At 70.1% G+C, this 17,634-nt stretch carries 16 protein-coding genes; 8 read left to right on the top strand and 8 right to left on the bottom strand.

Annotation, left to right across the window (positions count from 1 at the left end; all coding sequences use genetic code 11):
• Window positions 1-101 precede the first annotated feature (101 nt).
• Window positions 102-647 carry a type 1 glutamine amidotransferase domain-containing protein gene (locus tag M9980_RS13380; RefSeq protein WP_250751769.1) on the top strand — a complete coding sequence of 182 codons (546 nt, stop codon included), beginning with the start codon at window positions 102-104 and terminating at the stop codon, window positions 645-647.
• On the opposite strand, the gene M9980_RS13385 is transcribed toward M9980_RS13380, so the two are convergent.
• From M9980_RS13385 to M9980_RS13395, 3 genes are read right to left on the bottom strand one after another with little or no spacing between them, the layout of a single operon-like run.
• Entirely contained in the window at window positions 644-1,753 is a 1,110-nt protein-coding gene (locus M9980_RS13385; protein ID WP_340689103.1) for an acyltransferase family protein, read from the bottom strand. The two genes, M9980_RS13380 and M9980_RS13385, sit on opposite strands and share 4 nt — an antisense overlap.
• Window positions 1,705-3,060, bottom strand: coding sequence for a putative O-glycosylation ligase, exosortase A system-associated (locus M9980_RS13390; protein ID WP_250751770.1), 1,356 nt, complete (start codon window positions 3,058-3,060; stop codon window positions 1,705-1,707). Before M9980_RS13390 ends, M9980_RS13385 begins: the two co-directional genes overlap by 49 nt.
• Window positions 3,053-3,202 carry a hypothetical protein gene (locus M9980_RS13395; protein ID WP_250751771.1) on the bottom strand — a complete coding sequence of 50 codons (150 nt, stop codon included), beginning with the start codon at window positions 3,200-3,202 and terminating at the stop codon, window positions 3,053-3,055. The genes M9980_RS13390 and M9980_RS13395 overlap by 8 nt, the downstream gene beginning before the upstream one ends.
• Window positions 3,203-3,292: 90 nt before the next feature.
• Here M9980_RS13395 and M9980_RS13400 point away from each other — a divergent pair, with 90 nt between their 5' ends.
• The gene (locus M9980_RS13400) at window positions 3,293-4,534 is read left to right on the top strand and encodes a TIGR04063 family PEP-CTERM/XrtA system glycosyltransferase (RefSeq protein ID WP_250751773.1); all 1,242 of its coding nucleotides are present in this window, start codon (window positions 3,293-3,295) and stop codon (window positions 4,532-4,534) included.
• Window positions 4,531-5,319: a hypothetical protein gene (locus M9980_RS13405; RefSeq protein ID WP_250751775.1), complete on the top strand. Its 789-nt coding sequence runs from the start codon at window positions 4,531-4,533 to the stop codon at window positions 5,317-5,319. The genes M9980_RS13400 and M9980_RS13405 overlap by 4 nt, the downstream gene beginning before the upstream one ends.
• A gap of 192 nt (window positions 5,320-5,511) precedes the next feature.
• Here M9980_RS13405 and M9980_RS13410 read toward each other — a convergent pair whose 3' ends face one another.
• Together M9980_RS13410 and M9980_RS13415 are read right to left on the bottom strand one after the other, a co-directional pair.
• Entirely contained in the window at window positions 5,512-5,826 is a 315-nt protein-coding gene (locus M9980_RS13410; protein WP_250751776.1) for a hypothetical protein, read from the bottom strand.
• Entirely contained in the window at window positions 5,823-6,005 is a 183-nt protein-coding gene (locus M9980_RS13415; RefSeq protein WP_250751778.1) for a hypothetical protein, read from the bottom strand. The genes M9980_RS13410 and M9980_RS13415 overlap by 4 nt, the downstream gene beginning before the upstream one ends.
• 92 nt (window positions 6,006-6,097) lie before the next feature.
• Between M9980_RS13415 and M9980_RS13420 the strand changes: the two genes are divergently transcribed.
• Window positions 6,098-6,712, top strand: a complete 615-nt coding sequence (locus M9980_RS13420; RefSeq protein WP_250751780.1) for a S24 family peptidase — start codon at window positions 6,098-6,100, stop codon at window positions 6,710-6,712.
• 244 nt (window positions 6,713-6,956) lie between these two features.
• Here the strand turns inward: M9980_RS13420 and M9980_RS13425 are convergent, their stop codons facing one another.
• The gene (locus M9980_RS13425) at window positions 6,957-7,151 is read right to left on the bottom strand and encodes a YtxH domain-containing protein (protein WP_250751783.1); all 195 of its coding nucleotides are present in this window, start codon (window positions 7,149-7,151) and stop codon (window positions 6,957-6,959) included.
• A 147-nt stretch (window positions 7,152-7,298) separates the two neighbouring features.
• Between M9980_RS13425 and M9980_RS13430 the strand changes: the two genes are divergently transcribed.
• The 3 genes from M9980_RS13430 to M9980_RS13440 are packed head-to-tail and all read left to right on the top strand — an operon-like array spanning window position 7,299 to window position 13,692.
• Window positions 7,299-7,532, top strand: a complete 234-nt coding sequence (locus M9980_RS13430) for a hypothetical protein (RefSeq protein ID WP_250751786.1) — start codon at window positions 7,299-7,301, stop codon at window positions 7,530-7,532.
• Between the two features lie 41 nt (window positions 7,533-7,573).
• Window positions 7,574-9,532 (top strand): autotransporter assembly complex protein TamA, encoded by a 1,959-nt coding sequence (locus tag M9980_RS13435; RefSeq protein ID WP_250751789.1) that lies wholly within the window; start codon window positions 7,574-7,576, stop codon window positions 9,530-9,532.
• Window positions 9,529-13,692, top strand: a complete 4,164-nt coding sequence (locus M9980_RS13440; protein WP_250751791.1) for a translocation/assembly module TamB domain-containing protein — start codon at window positions 9,529-9,531, stop codon at window positions 13,690-13,692. The genes M9980_RS13435 and M9980_RS13440 overlap by 4 nt, the downstream gene beginning before the upstream one ends.
• 159 nt (window positions 13,693-13,851) lie before the next feature.
• Here M9980_RS13440 and M9980_RS13445 read toward each other — a convergent pair whose 3' ends face one another.
• Window positions 13,852-15,276 carry an aldehyde dehydrogenase family protein gene (locus M9980_RS13445; protein WP_250751794.1) on the bottom strand — a complete coding sequence of 475 codons (1,425 nt, stop codon included), beginning with the start codon at window positions 15,274-15,276 and terminating at the stop codon, window positions 13,852-13,854.
• Between the two features lie 77 nt (window positions 15,277-15,353).
• On the opposite strand from M9980_RS13445, the gene M9980_RS13450 reads away from it, so the two are divergent.
• Complete coding sequence (locus M9980_RS13450; protein ID WP_250751797.1) at window positions 15,354-16,319, top strand: quinone oxidoreductase family protein; 966 nt, start codon at window positions 15,354-15,356, stop codon at window positions 16,317-16,319.
• Between the two features lie 4 nt (window positions 16,320-16,323).
• Here the strand turns inward: M9980_RS13450 and M9980_RS13455 are convergent, their stop codons facing one another.
• Window positions 16,324-17,616 carry a M20/M25/M40 family metallo-hydrolase gene (locus tag M9980_RS13455; protein WP_250751800.1) on the bottom strand — a complete coding sequence of 431 codons (1,293 nt, stop codon included), beginning with the start codon at window positions 17,614-17,616 and terminating at the stop codon, window positions 16,324-16,326.
• Window positions 17,617-17,634: the final 18 nt, after the last annotated feature.

Raw genomic sequence — 17,634 nt, forward strand, 5'->3', positions numbered from 1 at the left:
TTTCGCAACGGCTCGACCAATGCTCGGGTGATCGATCCGTTCCGGAACGCTTGCCCGCGATCGGGGGTTGAGCGCGCGAACTCCAGCCCAAGGAAATCCCCATGCCCGATCTCACCAGCACCAAGGTCCTGATTCTTGCCACCGACGGTTTCGAACAGTCCGAACTGTTCGACCCGCGTCAGGCGCTGATCGACGCCGGCGTCCAGGTGACGCTCGCCAGTCTGAAGACCGACCCGATCCAGGGCATGAAGCATGACGAGAAGGGCGATACGATCACGCCAGACATCACCGTCGACGACGTCGATACCGCCGAATATGACGCGCTGTTGCTTCCCGGCGGCGTCGCCAATCCGGACACGCTGCGCATGAACGACCGCGCGGTCGAGATCGCGGGCGAATTCATGGACGACGACAAGATCGTGGCGGCGATCTGCCACGGGCCGTGGCTGCTGGCGGAGGCCGACGTGGTCGACGGCAAGACGATGACGTCCTGGCCCTCGATCCGTACCGACCTCGCCAACGCCGGCGCGGACATGGTCGATGAGGAAGTCGCGATCGACGGCAACCTGATCACCAGCCGCAAGCCGGACGATATCCCCGCCTTCAGCAAGGCGCTGATCGACGCCTTGTCGAAGATCGACGCCTAAACGCGTGCGAGGGGCCGGCGCGGCGCCCGGGCGAGGATCGCCCGCTGCGCCGGCATCTCGACCAGATGGTGGAGCGCGACCGAACTCGCGAACACCAGCATCAGGTACAGCGCGACCAGCACCGACGGCACCGCGTGCGCGTCGCTGACCAGCAGCAGCTTGAACACGATCCACAACAGGAAATGGCCGAGGTAGGTCGCGTAGCTGACTTGTCCCAGATAGTGGATCGCGGTCGCGGATAGCGGATTGCCGCGCCTCTCCGACGTCAACGCGAGCGCCAGCAGCAGGGACGCGAAGCCGGTTGGTACGCGCAGCGGCTCGGGCAGCGGGGAGGCGAGGACGATCGCCGCGACGATGGCCGCGCCGACGCTCGCCCGTGCAGATCCACGCCAGCGCGCCCACAGCGCCGCGACGGCAGTGCCGGCGGCGAATTCGATCACGCAGCGCACCACGCCGAACCGCGCGATATCGGTACCGAGCGTCGGCGCCCCGCTCTGCGCGAAGGCGGCGGCCAGCAGAAAGCACAGCCCCGCGATCGCTGCGATCACCACCCATGACGGCACCCGCCGCCAGTCGATCGCCAGCGCAAGCAGCGGGAACAGCAGATAGGCGGCGATCTCCGCGCTGATCGACCATGCCGGATCGTTCCAGCTAAGCGGGTCGGCCAGTCCCCAGTCCTGCACCAGCAGCAGGTGCGCTGGCAGCGCGTCGAACGGAAATTCGCGCGGGTCGTGCCGCCCGGTCGCCGCCATCGCCATCGCCAGCAGCGCCGCCGCGCCCAGCAGTACGGCATGGAGCGGCCACACCCGCGCGACCCGCTTGGTGAGGAACGCCACCGCCGCGCGCCAGCCGCCCTCGCGCAGCCGCACGCCCCACGTCATCCACATGACGAAGCCCGACAGCAGGAAAAAGAAATCGACCGCCAGATACCCCTTGGCCAGCACATCGACGACGCCCTGCGGCAGTCCCGCGATCGACAGGCGGATGTGGTACAGCACCACCAGCCACGCGGCGATGCCGCGCGCGCCGGTCAGCGCGCGCAGATCGACCCGCTCGCTCATGCCGCCGCTGGCGTCGGCTGGCGGCGCGGGCCGATCGGTCGCCACTGCGTTTCGCTGCGCCGTCGTGCCAGATAGGTGTCGAGCCCGATCTGCGCGCCGATCAGCATGTAGATGAACGGCTGGAACGCGACCGCGACGAACGCCGCACCCAGCAGATAGACGACATGCGCGTTCTGGAGCGCGGCGGCCAGCGGCCCGGCCCAGGCGAAGGCCTCATCCTTCGCATAGCGCCGCCGGAGCACCTCCATCCGGATCAGCCCGGCCAGATTGATCGCCAGCCACAGCGCAAGGCCGGGATAACCCTGTTCGCCCAGCATCTCGAAATAGGCGCTGTGATACGCGCGGCCCTTGTCGATCTCGAGCTCGGTATCGACGGTCGCGTTGTTGGCGTCGCCCTCCACCTTCACCTTGTCGTATCGGATGTGGTTCTGGCGATAGGCCTCGAACCCGCCGCCGAAGGGATGATCCTTGGCGTAGGCGATCGTCCACTGCCACACCGCGATCCGGGTCGAGGCCGAAGCGTCCGCCTGGTACGTCTTGATCGTCCCCATCCGCTCGGTGAACGACGACGGCAGGAACGGCACCGCGATAAGTCCCGCGACGCCCATCAGCGACAGGTACAGCACCCGCCGCCTGGTATCGCGCAGCATCAGCACCGCGAGCAGCCCGATGCACAGCAGGCCGGTGCGCGTCGACGTGCCGATCGGGATCAGCAGGCACGCAAAGACGAGCGCGTAGCAGAAGGTCTTCACCCGCCAGTCGGGTGCGAAGATCGTCCCGAACCGCGTGAACCACAGGATGATCGGAATGATCGCGATCGCCACCATCGAGATCGTCGACCCTTCGTACAGCCCCGAATTGTTGGCCACCATCAGGTTCAGCTGGCCGTAGCCGCCGCCCGACCCGATCGTCTTGATCCCGCCGACGATGATGATCGACGCCGCCGACAGGATCATGAACAGCAGCAGCGATTCGATGCGCAGTTTCGTGCGCAGGGTGAGCGGCAGGAAGATCGCGAACGCCAGCGCCTTCCACACCCATTCCCATTTGAACGCGGCGTCGACCGGGAAGTCGGCGTGCCCGGTCGTGTACCAGCAATAGACGAGCAGCAGCGCGATCAGCCCCTGGCGCGGGGCGACGCGGACGTCGCTCTTGTCGTCCACCGCCAACCACGCGAGCACCGCAAGCCCGACCGCGATCAGCGAGATCGGCACGCTGTTCAGCAGCAGGTACGTCAGCCGCTGGGGGGAGACGATGTCGATGTAGACATAGGCGAGCACGAACAGGAACGGTCGCCGGAACCCGAACGCGAAGATCGCGACGAGGAAGGCGATGAAGGCCAGGTCACGCATCGCGCCGACCCCACCGCCCGCGCGGTTTCGCCGCCTCGTCGCGGGGGCTCGCCTCATGATCGAGGTCGCGGCGGCGCAACAGATACCAGGCGGCGAGCAGCATCAGGCCGTGCGATATGCCGAGCGAGAAATTGTCGATCATCTTGCCGCGCGCATCCCAAACCTTCGGACGGGCTTAGCCGTCCCCGGTTGACGCCACGTTAAACACCCGCGTGCCAGACCCGCGCTCACGATGCGCATCCTCCACATCCTCGACCACGGCCTGCCGCTTCAGAGCGGCTACACTTTCCGCACCCGCGCGATCCTGTCGGCGCAGATGCGGCGCGGGCACCGGGTGGCGGCGATCACCGGCCCGCGCCAGCGCGCGCTGGGCGTCCCGTTCGAGACGGTCGACGGCATCGATTTCCATCGCACCCCGCCGGTCAACACGCTGCCCGCGCCGCTTGGCGAGCTGCGCGAGATCGCGACCTATGCGCGCCGCATCGACCAGGTGGTGCAGGAGTTTCGCCCCGACGTCCTCCACGCCCATTCGCCCGTCCTCGACGCGCTGGCCGCACTGAAAGTCGCGCGCGCCCGCCGCATCCCGCTGATGTACGAGATCCGCGCCTTCTGGGAGGACGCCGCGGTCGGCAACGGCACCGGCACCGAAGGGTCGTGGAAATACCGCCTGACCCGCGCGGCGGAGACGTTCGCGGTGCGTCGCGCCGATGCCGTCGCGGTGATCTGCGATGGCCTGCGCCGCGACCTCATCGCGCGCGGCATTGCAGGCGACAAGATCATGGTGTCGCCCAACGGCGTCGACCTGACGCTGTTCGGCGCGCCGGCGCCTGCCGATCCTGGTCTGGCGACGGAGCTCGGCCTGCTGGGTGCCGAGACGATCGGCTTCATCGGCAGCTTCTACGACTATGAAGGGCTCGACACGCTGATCGCGGCAATGCCCGCGCTCGTCGCCGCACGGCCCGCAGCGCGGCTGGTGATGGTCGGCGGTGGACCGATGGAGGAGGCGCTCCGCGCCCAGGCCGCCGCATCGAGCGCCGCCCACGCTATTCGCTTCGTGGGTCGCGTGCCGCACGGCGATGTCGAGAAATATTACGGGCTGATCGACCTACTGGTCTATCCGCGCAAGCACATGCGGCTGACCGATCTGGTCACCCCCTTGAAACCGCTGGAGGCGATGGCGCAGCGCCGGCTGGTCGCCGCCTCCGACGTCGGCGGCCACCGCGAACTGATTCGCGACGGAGAGACGGGAACGCTGTTCGCCCCCGACGATCCCGCCGCGCTCGCCCGCGCGGTCGCCGGCGTGTTCGTCGACCGCAGCGACTGGGACGCCCGCCGCGCCCGCGCCCGCGCCTTCGTGGAAACCGAGCGCGACTGGGCGACGAATGTCGCGCGCTACGACGGCGTTTACCAAAACATCACCGATGCTGCCGCAATGAAGCCTTCATGGTCGCGTTCCCGATTCCACCGCGCGTGAAGCTGCCGTTGGCCCCGATCACCGCGGTCGCGGCGGGGCTGATGGTGGCTGCCGCATGCCTGCTGATTCCCGCTGACGTGCTGGAGGCGATGGTGAGCGCCAGCGGCATCCCCGCGCTGCTTCCCGCCGCCGCCCCGCCGCTCGGCCTGACCGCGCGGATCGCGCTTGCGGTCACCGCCGGCGCCGGCTTCGGCGCGCTCGCCTGGTGCGGCGCCTATGTCATCCTGGGCGGGGAGGGGGTCGTCACCCTGCGGGTGCCGCGGCGTGCCGCGCCGTTCGCGGTTCCGAAATTCGCCCTGCCATCGCTTCGTGGTTCCGACGCGCACCCCGACGCCCCGCCGCGTGCCCCGCTGATGGCGGCCCGCGATCTCGGCGTGCCGTTCCTGGAGGTGAAGGCAAAGCCCGCGCCGCCGGTCGAGGCCGACCTGCCGCGCGACCTCGACACGCCGCTCGCCGCGTTCGATCCCGCCGCGATTCCCGAATGCCCCGCCGCGCCGGTGCCGGTCCCCGCGCCGCTCGCCCGCCCGCGCCCCGCCGCGATCCAGCAGGCGGGTGAACGCTTCGAAAGCTTCGACCTGCCGCGCCCGGTCCCCAGCATCGCCCGCGGCACCCCGCGCCCGATCGCCGCGCCACAGACCGACGCCACCATCCACGCGCTGCTCGACCGCCTCGAACGCGGCATCGGCCGCCGCGCGGCACCGACGGAAGTGGACGCGGAAACCGCCGCCATCATCCACCGCGTCGACGGCACCCTTGCCGAATTGCGGAGAATGGCGGCGCGGTAAGGGGGAGGCTGATAAGGATTCCGACCTCAAACCAAAATCCGTTCGCTTCGAGTAGGGATCGAGCGCAGTCGAGAGCCCGTATCGAGAAGTGCTCTCCATGAGGCACCAACCTCTCGATACGTCGTCTCGACAAGCTCGACGCCTACTCGAGGCGAACGGATGAGAAGGGGGCGTCGAGTGGAGTAAAGCTCCTCACCCCTCCTCGACCGTCAGCACCTCCACGTCCGCGACCACGCGCCCATCCGCGCGCACGATTCGCACCACCTGCACATCCGCCACCAGATGCCCCCGCACCGGAAGCTCGGCATCCTCCAGCTCGCCGATCCACGTGTCGGCATTCAGGTCGCGCGCCGCCGACAGCGTCAGCGCGTGGCGCGCGCCGACGAACGTCGCGCTCGCCCAGCGCGTCGCTTTCCCCGCCGTCACCTCCAGCATCACCGCCGACCGCGCGGCGTCGGCGATCAGCGTGCGTTCCAGCAGCACGGCTGCGTCCGGCCCGCGGCTCATGCCCGGCCCTCCGGATGGGCGGCGATGAAGGCCTTGATCCGCGCCACCATGTCCGGCCCCGGCACCCGCCCGCGCGCCATGTCGCCGACGAGTCGCGGATCGTTCGCGACGCCCCGCCCGAACTTCGTCGGGGGCATGCCCGTCGCCTTCAGATATTTGTGCACCACCATCAAAACCATCGTCCCCGAGTCCTTTCGCCGCGAGTCATGTTCGTGATCTGTTCCGCAAAATCCAACTTGTCTAGGATAATTCCTACGACTATGGTGCGGTCGTGGACGAGGCCGCCCAACGCACCGCGCTTAGCGCCCTGATCGCCCGCGACGGCGTCAGCCTGGCGACGCTGTCACGCGTCGCGGGGCGCAATGCGGCGTGGATGCAGCAGTATCTGCGCCGCGGTACGCCGCGCCTGCTGCCGGAGCGGGAGCGGGGGGCGCTCGCGCGGTTCTTCGGCGTCGCCGATGCGGCGCTCGGCGGACCGGTCGAGCCCGCGCTGGTGCAAGTGCCGCGGCTGGCGATCCGCGTGTCGGCGGGGCCGGGTCGCTTCGTGACCGACGAACGTGCCGTTGCCGGCGCCGGCTACGCCCGCGCCGACCTCGACCGGCTGGGCGTCGCCCCGGCCAATGCCGCGATCTTCGAGGTATCGGGCGATTCGATGTGGCCAACCCTCCACGACGGCGACCGTATCCTCGTCGACCGCGCCCGCCGCGCCGGCGGCGGCGCCCGCGCGATCTGGGTGATCCGCACCGGCGATACGCTGCACGTGAAGCGGCTGCTGGCCGATGGCGATGCGTGGCGGATCGTCAGCGACAATGCGGCGGAGGAGACGCGGGGGCGGGGCGAGGTGGAGGTGCTCGGCCGGGTGATGCAGCTGGTGCGGGCGCTGTAGGGGGGCTTCTAACCCGCCAGCAATTTATCCGTTCGCCTCGAGTAGTCGTCGAGCCTGTCGAGACGACGTATTGAGAGGTCGGTGCCCCGAGAGACGCCCTCTCGATACGGGCTCTCGACTGCGCTCGATCCCTACTCGAGGCGAACGGTGGGGTTTCGGCGGATATGCAAACCGGGGGTGTCCCTAGAGCCCTCTCCCCTTGGGGAGAGGGTTGGGAGAGGGGGATGTCTCACCGAGATTGGACCTACCCCCGCCGATCCCGCATCCACAGAAGCAGCGCGATTCCTCCGCCCACCGCGGCCCCCACCAGGAAGCCGACCGTCGGCTGGTGCACCACGAAGCCGATCGCCGCGCCGACGACCAGCGACAGGACGATCGGCGCGCCGGCACCCTTCGGATTGCGGTTGGGCGCGGGCGGGCGGGTGTCCGGGATCGTCATGGCCGGCGTCTGCCATGTCCTGTGCCGGGACGCCACCGTCCCGTCGCGGGACCGGTGGCACGCGCCCGCGAAATTCGTTTACCGTCGTCTGCCGCCCGCATCCTCGCAGGCCTCCGGTCTGGCACGCCCCTTGTGTGGCTGGCCGCGATGTTCATCGACGATCCCTTCGCTCTGCCCGTCCCGTATCTCTCCGACCGGGCGACCCTGACCGATGCCGACGCGCTGATCGCGACGTACGGCGACGACGCCGGCTACGAGGCGGCGAGCCGCGCCGATCATGGGCGCGATCAGGGCAATGCGGTCAGCTTCGCGCGCTGGCGGCAGGTCGAACGCCTCATCGCGTTCCTCGCGAGCGACGAAGCGGTCGGCACCGTCCACTAAACCATTGTCGCGGCGCGCTCCCCCGCGCTAGGGTGGCGCTCATGTTCGGGCCCGTCCGCCGGCGCCGCGTGATGGCCGCTGCCTGGCTCGCGCTCGCGCCGATCACCGCTCACGCGCAGGACGCGCCCGCCCCGCCGCAGCCGCCGGTCGGGCCGGATACGCTCGACCCGATGTCGCCGATGGCGCCGCTGCCCGGCATCGGCGTCGACTGGCCCGATCTCGCCGCCGCGCCGCTCGACCAGGACGCGGCCTCCGCCGAGCGCGCGCAGATCGCGCCGGAAACGCGCTACAGCTATGTGGTCACCGGCATCGACGGCATCGGCAGCGACCTGCTGCGCCAGCGGTTCGACGCCGCCTCGACGCTGCGCGCCAACCGCGGCGACACCGCGCTCTCGGCACAGATCGACCGCCGCGCGCGCGAGGATTCGGCGCTGCTCGAAAGCCTCCTGCGATCGGAGGGTTATTACGACGCCCGCGTCACCACCCGGGTCGAACCGCAGGCGGGCGCGCTGGTCGTCACGCTCGATGCCGAGCCCGGCACGCTGTACCGCTTCGCCGGCGTCACGCTCGCCGGGGTGGAAGGGGCGGGCGCCAAGGCCCAGAGTTTGCGCGATGCGTTCGGCCTGGCCGCGGACGCGCCGGTCAACAATGACACGATCGCCGCCGCCGAGGACCGGTTGCGCACGGCGGTCGGCGAAGAGGGGTTCGCGTTCGGGACGGTCGGCGAACCGCAGATCGTCGTCGATCGCGCCACCCGCACCGCGACGCTCGACCTGACGCTCGCGCCCGGCACCCAGCGCCGTTTCGGGCGCATCCGCATGGACGACACCCGCATCTTCGGGCCCGACCACGTTCAGGATATCGCCCGCTTCACGCCCGGCCAGGAATATGACGCCTCCGCGCTCGCCGACCTGCGCCGCGCGCTGATCCAGACCGGGCTTGTCTCGTCGGTGAAGGTCGAGCCCGTAGAGGGCGCCGATACCGCCACCGTCGATGTCGCCGTCGCGCTTGAACCCGCGCCGCCGCGCACGATCGCGGGCGAGCTCGGCTACGGCACCGGCGAGGGCGCGCGCGCGGAAGTCAGCTGGACCCACCGCAACCTGTTCCCACCCGAAGGCGCGCTGACCGTGCGCGGCGTGCTCGGCACGCGCGAGCAGCTCGGCAGCGTCGTCTTCCGCCGCAACAATTTCAACGGGCGCGACCGCGTTCTCACGCTCCAGCTGTCCGCCGCCCATACCGAGCGCGACGCCTATGAGGCGGACACGCTCCAGCTGGCCGGTTCGCTCGAACGCCAGACCAACATCTTCTTCCAGAAGGCGTGGACGTGGTCGCTGGGCGCCGAGCTGGTCGCCACCGACGAGCGCGACGTCATCCTCGCAACCGGGGCACTACGCCGCCGCACCTATTTCATCGGCGCATTGCCGACGAGCCTCACCTACGACGGCTCCGACGACCTGCTCAACCCGACCCGCGGTTTCCGTCTGGGCGGGCGCTTCAGCCCGGAGGCGTCGCTGTCGGGCAGCGTATTCGGCTATGCCCGCATCCAGGTGGACGCCAGCGTCTATCGCCCGGTCACCCCGACCGTCGTCGCCGCCGCGCGCATCCGCCTCGGCACCATCGCCGGCGCGCCGCGTGACGCGATCGCCCCGTCGCGGCGCTTCTACGCCGGTGGCGGCGCGTCGGTGCGCGGCTATGGCTATCAGTCGATCGGCCCCCGCGACCTGAACAACGACCCGATCGGCGGACGCAGCCTCACCGAATTCTCGATCGAGGCGCGGGTGAAGGCGTTCGGCAATTTCGGCATCGTGCCGTTCCTCGACGGCGGCAACATCTACACCTCGCCGCTGCCGAAATTCTCGCAGTTCCGTTACGGCGCGGGGCTCGGCGTGCGCTATTATTCGAATTTCGGCCCGATCCGCATCGACGTGGGCACGCCGCTCAATCCGCAGCCGGGCGATCCCCGTATCGGCGTGTACGTCTCGCTGGGCCAGGCTTTTTGACCGACGCCGCGACCGAGATTGAGGGCCCGCCGCCGCGCGTCCACCGCTTGTGGATCGGGCGCTTCCTGCTGCTCGCGCTTCTGCTCGCCGGCGTCCTCGTCGCCGCCGCCGCGCTGCTCGACACCCAACTCGGCCACCGCTTCGTCGCCGACCGCATCGCCGCGCAGCGTCCGTCGAACGGCCTGCGCTACTCGGTCGGCCGGATCGAGGGGTCGCTCTACGGCAAGGCGACGCTGGTCGACGTCCGCATCCGCGACGCCGATGGCCTCGTCTTCCGCGCCCCGCGCGCGCAGCTCGACTGGCGCCCCTTCGCCTGGGTCGCCAACCGCCTGACGATCCGCAGCCTGGTCATCCCCGCCGCTACACTCGAAAAGCTGCCCCGCATCCTCAAATCGGGGCGCAAGACGCCGATCCTCCCTGGCTTCGACATTTCGATCGGCGAGCTGCGCATCGATCGTCTCATGATCGCGCCGGCGGTCACCGGCATCGCCCGTAGCGGGTCGCTCAACGCCCGCGCCGAAATCCACGAGGGCCGCGCGCTCGTGAACCTCGACGCGGTGGTCCAGGGCAGCGACCGCCTGCGACTGCGTCTCGATGCGGAGCCCGACCGCGACCGTTTCGACGCCGACGTCAGCGCGCGCGGCACCGCCAGCGGGGTGCTCGCCAAGCTGACCGGCATCGCCCGGCCGCTGGCGCTCGAACTCCACGGCGACGGGCGCTGGAGTGCGTGGCGCGGCACCACGCGCGCCGACGTCGGCGATGCGCGCCTCGCCGACCTGACCCTCACCAACGCCGCCGGGCGCTACGGCCTGTCGGGCAGCGTCGCGCCGTCGCTGATCGCCGGCGGCAAGGTCCAGCGGCTGACCGCCCCGCGCGTGGCTGTGAACGGTGCCGCGACGCTCGCCGACCGCCGCCTCGACGGCACGCTATCGCTGCGCTCACCGGCACTTGCGGTTGACACCGTCGGCGCGATCGACCTCGCCGCCGCCACCTATCGTAACGTCCGCATCGCCGCGCGGCTGCTGCGCCCGCCCGCGCTGTTCCCCAACATGACCGGGCGCGGCGTCGCCCTGCGCGCGATCCTCGACGGCCCGTTCGCCACCGCGGCCTTCGACTATCGCCTGACCGCGGAGCGCGTCGCCTTCGACGACACCGGGTTCGAAGGCGTGCGCGCCGCCGGACGCGGGCGGCTGTCGCCAATGCCCGTCATCCTGCCGGTCGCGCTGACGGCGCAGCGCGTCACCGGCGTCGGCGACGTCGCCGGCGGCATCCTGCGCAACCTCTCGGTGACCGGCCCGCTTCGGATCACGTCGCGAGAGATCACCGGCGACGCGCTCGTCCTGCGCTCGGACAAGCTCAATGGCCGCATCACCCTGTTCCTCGACCTGCGCACCGGGAGGTATGAAGTCGGGCTGACCGGGGGTCTCCGCCGTTACCTGATCCCCGGCATCGGCCTGGTCGACGTCCAGTCGCAGCTGAAGGTCGTGCCCGGCCCGAACGGCAAGGGTACGCGCGTCGTCGGGCGCGGCAGCGCCAACGTCGTCCGCCTCGACAACGCCTTCTTCGCCTCGCTGACCAATGGCCTGCCGCGCATCACCACTGGGCTGGAACGCGGCAACGACGGCATCCTCTACCTGCGCGGGCTCCAGTTCACCTCGCCAGGGCTGAAGCTCAGCGGCAACGGCTTCCGCCGCCGCGACGGCACTTTCCATTTCGAAGGCAGCGGCAGCCAGGTCCGCTACGGCCCGCTGACGCTGCGCCTCGATGGCCGGATCGAGCGGCCGACCCTCGACCTCACCTTCGCCCGTCCCGCCGATGCGCTCGGCCTGCGCGACGTCCGCGCCCACCTTGATCCGACCGCGGAGGGCTTCGCCTTCATCGCCGCCGGCGGCTCGCGGCTCGGGGCGTTCACCGGAAACGGCGCGATCCTGCTGCCGAAGGGGGGCGCCGCCCGCATCCAGGTTGCGCGCCTAGACGTCGCCGGCACGCGCGCGAGCGGTGCGCTCGATATCGTCGACGGCGGGTTCGCCGGCCAGCTCGACGTGTCCGGCGGCGGGCTGTCCGGCAACCTCGCCTTCCGCCCGCAAGGCGGAATCCAGCGCATCGACATCAGCCTCGACGCCCGCGCCGCGCGGCTTGCCGACGCGCTTACCATCCGCCGCGGCCATGTCGAGGCGGCCGTGCTGCTCGACCCCGCCGGCACCTCGATCGACGCGACCGTGACCGCGCAGGGGTTGCGCCGCGGCGCCCTGTCGCTCGGGCGCCTCGCCGCCAATGTGAAGCTCGTCGGCGGGGTCGGCGAAGTCCGCGCGTCCTTCGCCGGCAACCGCGGGCGCGCCTTCGCCATCCAGTCGGTGATCGGCGTCACCCCCGATCGCTACACCGTCCAGGCGCAGGGCACCGTCGATCGCCGCCCGATCGCGCTCACCCAGCCCGCGATCTTCACCCGCGACGGTGACGGCTGGCGCCTGCAGGGCGCACGGCTGAGCTTCGCCGGCGGCGAGGCGCAGGTCGCCGGGCGCTTTTCCGGCACCGAGAGCGCGGTCGAGGCCAGCCTCGCGCGGATGCCGCTGTCGGTGCTCGACATCGGCTACCCCGGCCTCGGCCTCGGCGGCAGCGCGACCGGCACGCTGCGCTATGTCGCGACTGCCGGTGGCGCGCCTACGGGCCGCATCGACATGACGGTGCGCGGCCTCACCCGCTCGGGCCTGATCCTGTCGTCGCGCCCGATCGACGTCGGCATCGCCGGGGTACTCGATGCGTCGAAGGCGGGGGTGCGCGCGGTGATGGCGTCGGGCGGCCAGACCATCGGGCGCGCGCAGGCGCTGCTGACTCCGCTTGCCGGCGGCGATCTCGCCACCCGGCTGGCCAACGCCCCGCTGGTCGGCCAGATTCGCTATCAGGGGCCGGCCGACACCCTCTGGCGCCTCACCGGGGTGGAACTGTTCGACTTGTCCGGACCCGTGGCGATCGGCGCCGACGTGTCGGGGCGGCTGGCGTCGCCGCGCATTATCGGGTCGGTGCGGACGGAAAACGCCCGCATCGAAAGCGCGACGACCGGCACCGTCCTGCGCGGCGTCGCCGCCAGCGGGCGGTTCGGCGGATCGCGCCTCGTCATCGACCGCTTCACCGCGCAGGACGCGGGGCAGGGCCGCGTTTCGGGCAGTGGCGCATTCGATTTCGCCGCCGCGAACGGCATCGGCATCGACCTGTCGGTACAGGCGCAGGACGCCCAGCTGATCGGTCGCGACGACATCGCCGCCACCGTCACCGGCCCCTTGCGCTTCCGCTCCGACGGATCGGGCGGCGTCATCTCGGGGCAGGTGGTGGTCGGCAAGGGCCGCTATCGCCTCGGTCGCGCGGCACAGGCAGTGGCCGTCCCGCGGCTCAACATCCGTGAGGTGAACGTGCCCGGCGGCGACGAGGACGACGGCCCGGTCCGCGCGCCGTGGCGGCTCGATCTCGACGCGCGCATCGCCGACGGCTTCGTTGTCCAGGGCCTCGGCCTCGACAGCATCTGGTCGGGCGCGCTCAAGATCGGCGGGGAGCCGACCAATCCGCGCATCACCGGGCGGCTCGACCTCGTCCGAGGCGACTATGAATTCGCCGGTCGCGAGTTCGAGATCGATCGCGGCATCATCCGCTTCGACGGCAGCGTCCCCGCCAACCCCGCGCTCGACATCGCCGCCAACGCCGATACGCAAGGGCTGAACGCGACGATCCGCGTCACCGGCACCGCCGAAAAGCCGGAGATCGGCTTCACCAGCGTCCCCGCCCTGCCCGAGGACGAGTTGCTGTCGCGCCTGCTCTTTGGCACCTCGATCACCAGCTTGTCTGCGCCCGAAGCGCTACAGCTCGCCGCCGCGGTCTCGGCGCTTCAGAACGGCGGCAACGGCCTCAACCCGATCAACGCCGTCCGCCGCGCCGCCGGGCTCGACCGCCTGCGCATCCTGCCCGCCGATCCCCAGACGGGTGCCGGCACCGCCATCGCCGCGGGCAAGTATCTGACGCGGCGCGTCTATGCGGAGATCATTTCCGACGGTCAGGGCTATTCCGCCACCCGCGTCGAATTCCAGGTCACCCGCTGGCTGTCATTGCTGTCGTCGATCAGCACGATCGGTCGCCAGAGCGCCAACGTACGCGTGTCTAAGGATTACTGAGCGCGCGCCACAAACCGCTGTCCTACAGGCGCCCGTCCGTGCTTCACCGCTGCCGCGCTCTTTGAAATTGCCGGTCGCTTATCGAATTCACCTCGGCTGAAGGCGCACCGAAAGTTCCTGTACGGGGTCGTTTCGCGGAACTTTCGGCGCCCTTTCGCTTCAGGCCAGCGCCCCAACCATCGACTTCACTTCCATGAATTCGGCGAGTCCGAACTTGCCGTATTCGCGGCCATTGCCCGACTGCTTGTAGCCGCCGAACGGCACGCTCGGGTCCGGCGCGCCGCCGTTCACATAGACCATGCCGGCGCGCAGCCGCGGGGCGACGCGCTTCACGCCTTCGGCATCGCCGAACACCACGGCCGACAGGCCATAGTCGGTATCGTTGGCGATCCGCACCGCATCCTCCTCGTCCTCGTACGGGATGATCGTCACCACGGGCCCGAAGATTTCCTCGCGCGCGATGGTCATGTCGTTGCGCACGTTCGAGAACAATGTCGGTTTCACGAACCACCCCGCCTCGACCCCGTCGGGCCGCCCGGGCCCGCCGACCTCCAGCGTCGCGCCTTCCTCCATCCCCTTGCGGATCAGGCCCTGCACCTTCTCGTACTGCGCCTTGTTGACCAGCGGGCCGATATGCCGCCCCTCGGCCATCGGGTCGCCGGTCTGCGTCGCCTTCATCATCTGCGCGGCGATGGCGACCGCTTCGTCATGCTGGCTTGTGTGGACCAGCAGGCGGGTCGGCGCGATGCAGCTCTGCCCCGAATTGACCAGCACGCTCATCAACGTTCCCGGCACCGCCTTGGTCAGGTCGGCGCCTTCCAGCACTACCGACGGCGACTTGCCGCCCAGCTCCTGATGCACGCGCTTCACCGTGTCGGCGGCGGATTTCGCGACCATGATCCCTGCGCGGGTCGATCCGGTGAAGCTCACCATGTCGATGCCGGGGTGCGCGCTCATCGCGCTGCCGACGCCGGGCCCATCGCCCTGCACCAGGTTGAACACGCCCTTCGGCACACCCGCCTTGTCGAGAATCTCGGCGAAGATCGCCGCGCACGACGGCGCTTCCTCGGACGGCTTCAGGATCATGGTATTGCCCGCCGCCAGCGCCGGCGCGACCTTTGCGACGATCTGGTTCATCGGCCAGTTCCACGGCGTGATAAGCGCGACGACGCCGATCGGCTCGTGGACCACCAGGCTTCGACCCACTTCCTGCGAGAATTCGAAGTCCTTCAGCGCCTGGATCGCCGCCATCAGATGGCCGATGCCGGTGCCCACCTGCGCGGTCTTGGCGACAGAGATCGGGCAGCCCATTTCGGTCGCGATCGCCTGCGCCAGATCGCCGGCGCGCGCCTTGTATTCCGCCAGGATCGCCTCCAGCAGCGCGACCCGCTCCTCGACCGACGTCTGGGAAAACGTCGCAAACGCCGCCCGTGCCGCCGTCACCGCGTCATCGACATCGGCGGCGGTGCCCAGCACGATGTCGCTGCACGGCTGCTCGGTCGCCGGATTGATGACCGCGTGCGGCGTGCCCCCGACGCTGTCCACCCACGCGCCATCGATGTAGTTCTGCCGGTAGCTCAGCATCCTCGCCTCCATGTGTTCGAATATCGGGTATGGAAATGGCCGGGCAGTTGCTATGTTGCAAGCCGAAAGGGGTCGAGATGAAAGCCAGAGCAGCACGCATCGAGGCGACCGGCGGTCCCGAGGTCATCCAGTGGCATGACGTCGACCTGCCCGCGCCCGGCCCCGGCGAGGTGCTGGTCCGCACCACCGCGGTCGGCCTCAACTACATCGACACCTATTTCCGCAGCGGCCTCTATCCGACCGCGCTCCCTGCCGGGCTGGGCTCGGAAGCGACCGGCGTCGTCGAGACGGTCGGGGAGGGTGTCGACCTCGCAATCGGGGCGCGTGTCGGTACGTTCGGCCCGACCCGCGGCGCCTATGCCACCGCCCGCATCGTGCCCGCCGTCGAGTTGATCCCACTGCCTGATGACATCGACGATTCCACCGCGGCGGCGATCCTGTTAAAGGGCGGCACCACCGAATTCCTTGCCGATCGTTGCGCGAAGGTCGTCGCCGGCCAGACCGCGCTCGTCTGGGCGGCGGCGGGCGGTGTCGGTCACCTGCTGGTCGGCTGGCTGAAGGCGCGCGGGGTCACCGTGATCGGCGTTGTCGGCTCGGCGGAGAAGGCCGCAACCGTCGCCGCCGACCATGTCCTCGACCACCGCCACGACGACATCGCCGCGTGCGTCCGCGACCTGACCGGCGGCAGCGGCGTGGACGTGGTGTTCGACGGCGTGGGGAAGGCGAGCTGGGCCGCCTCGCTCAAGTCCACGAAGCGCCGCGGCCTGATCGTCAGCTTCGGCAACGCCTCGGGCGCAGTCGATGGCGTGAACCTGGGCGCACTCGCCGCGCACGGATCGCTGTTCGTCACTCGCCCGACGATGTTCGACTATTATGCCGCGCCCGGGGAGCGCCGCGCCGGCTTCGACGCAGTCTTCGCGATGCTCCGCTCCGGCGCGATCCGCCCCGATATCGGCCAGACCTTCGCGCTGGAGGATGCCCAACAAGCCCACCGCGCGCTGGAAGCGGGAGAGACGCGGGGCAGCACGCTGCTGCTGCCCTGACCGGTCAGCGCCGCTCCTGCGTCAGCCGCGTGATGAGCGCCGCCGATCGCAGCGCCTGCCGCGGGATCGAGGTCAGGTCGACGCTCTCGCCCTCCGCATGCGATCCGGCACCGAGCGTGCCGAGGCCCCCGAGCGTGGCGACATCGGCAGCGACGAACCCCGAATCCGCCGCACCCCGCCGCGACGGGTCGAGCGCCGGCATCTCCGCCAGGCCAAGCGCCTTGTTGACCGCGTTCAGCTTATCCAGCAGCGCGGTGTTGCGCGGGGTCGGCGCCATCGGCGGATAGCTGTCGAAGAAGGTCAGCGTCGCGCCGGTCTTGGGCAGGTGCTGCGCCACGATGGCCTGCATCTTGGCCCGCACCGCGGCGTCCTGCTCGGGCGTCAGCGTGCGCAGGTCGCCGCGTGCGACGCCTTGCGCAGCGATGATGTTGGTCTTGCCCGACGCCGTCACGTCGGTCCCGCTCGCGTCGACCGTCGCCGGGGTACCGCCGGCCATCACGCCGACGTTGTAGGTCAGGTTCGGCTCGGGCAGTTCGCGCCGGAACGTATCCAGAATGCGCGCCATCTCGTACACCGCGCCATACCCACTCGCGGCGTTGAAGATGCCCGCCGAATGGCCGGTGACGCCGGTCGTCTTCAGCTCCCACGACGCCGCGCTGCGCCGTGCGATCGTGCCCATGTCGCGCCCGGCGTCGGCAACCAGGCCCTCGTATTCCAGCGCGTAGTCCGCCGCCTTGCCCGCGGCGATCAGTCCGCCACGCGCGGTTGAAAGCGGCGTGCCCGTCTTCTCCTCGTCGCCGGTCAAATACACGGTCACCGCCGCATCCCTCAATGTCCCCGCCGCCTGCATCGCGCGCAGCGCAGCGACGATCACGACCAGCCCGCCCTTGTCATCGCCGATGCCGGGCCCGGTCGCGCCGTCGCCCTTGCGCACGAACCGCTGGAACGGCGACGACTGCTCGAACACCGTGTCGAGGTGCGCGATCAGCAGCACGCGCTTGCCCTTGCCGGGCTTGGTCGCGACCAGATGCCCGGCGCGGCCCGTCGCCTTCATGTCCTCCCACGCGACCCCGAACCCCAGCTGCGTCAGTTCGGCGCGCATCATATCGGCGACCTTGGTCACCCCGGCGATGTTGAGCGACCCAGAATTCTGGTTGACCAGCCGCTCGAGCAGCGCGACCGACCGCTCCTGTTCGGCGGCGACGGTGGCGCGCATCCTGGCGAGCTGCGGTGCGGTCTGGGCGTGGGCGGCGACGGGCAGCAGCGCTGCGGCGAGGGCGATAGCGGGGCGGATCATGCCGACAGGGCTATCATG

Source organism: Sphingomonas donggukensis (genome assembly GCF_023674425.1).
Taxonomy (GTDB): Bacteria; Pseudomonadota; Alphaproteobacteria; order Sphingomonadales; family Sphingomonadaceae; genus Sphingomonas; species Sphingomonas donggukensis.

Excerpts from the sequence above, each read along its gene's own strand:
- M9980_RS13380 (WP_250751769.1), top strand. The coding sequence starts at position 102 with ATGCCCGATCTCACCAGCACCAAGGTCCTGATTCTTGCCACCGACGGT.
- M9980_RS13390 (WP_250751770.1), bottom strand. The coding sequence starts at position 3,060 with ATGCGTGACCTGGCCTTCATCGCCTTCCTCGTCGCGATCTTCGCGTTC.
- M9980_RS13395 (WP_250751771.1), bottom strand. The coding sequence starts at position 3,202 with ATGATCGACAATTTCTCGCTCGGCATATCGCACGGCCTGATGCTGCTC.
- M9980_RS13400 (WP_250751773.1), top strand. The coding sequence starts at position 3,293 with ATGCGCATCCTCCACATCCTCGACCACGGCCTGCCGCTTCAGAGCGGC.
- M9980_RS13410 (WP_250751776.1), bottom strand. The coding sequence starts at position 5,826 with ATGAGCCGCGGGCCGGACGCAGCCGTGCTGCTGGAACGCACGCTGATC.
- M9980_RS13415 (WP_250751778.1), bottom strand. The coding sequence starts at position 6,005 with ATGGTTTTGATGGTGGTGCACAAATATCTGAAGGCGACGGGCATGCCC.
- M9980_RS13425 (WP_250751783.1), bottom strand. The coding sequence starts at position 7,151 with ATGACGATCCCGGACACCCGCCCGCCCGCGCCCAACCGCAATCCGAAG.
- M9980_RS13430 (WP_250751786.1), top strand. The coding sequence starts at position 7,299 with ATGTTCATCGACGATCCCTTCGCTCTGCCCGTCCCGTATCTCTCCGAC.
- M9980_RS13435 (WP_250751789.1), top strand. The coding sequence starts at position 7,574 with ATGTTCGGGCCCGTCCGCCGGCGCCGCGTGATGGCCGCTGCCTGGCTC.
- M9980_RS13445 (WP_250751794.1), bottom strand. The coding sequence starts at position 15,276 with ATGCTGAGCTACCGGCAGAACTACATCGATGGCGCGTGGGTGGACAGC.
- M9980_RS13450 (WP_250751797.1), top strand. The coding sequence starts at position 15,354 with ATGAAAGCCAGAGCAGCACGCATCGAGGCGACCGGCGGTCCCGAGGTC.
- M9980_RS13455 (WP_250751800.1), bottom strand. The coding sequence starts at position 17,616 with ATGATCCGCCCCGCTATCGCCCTCGCCGCAGCGCTGCTGCCCGTCGCC.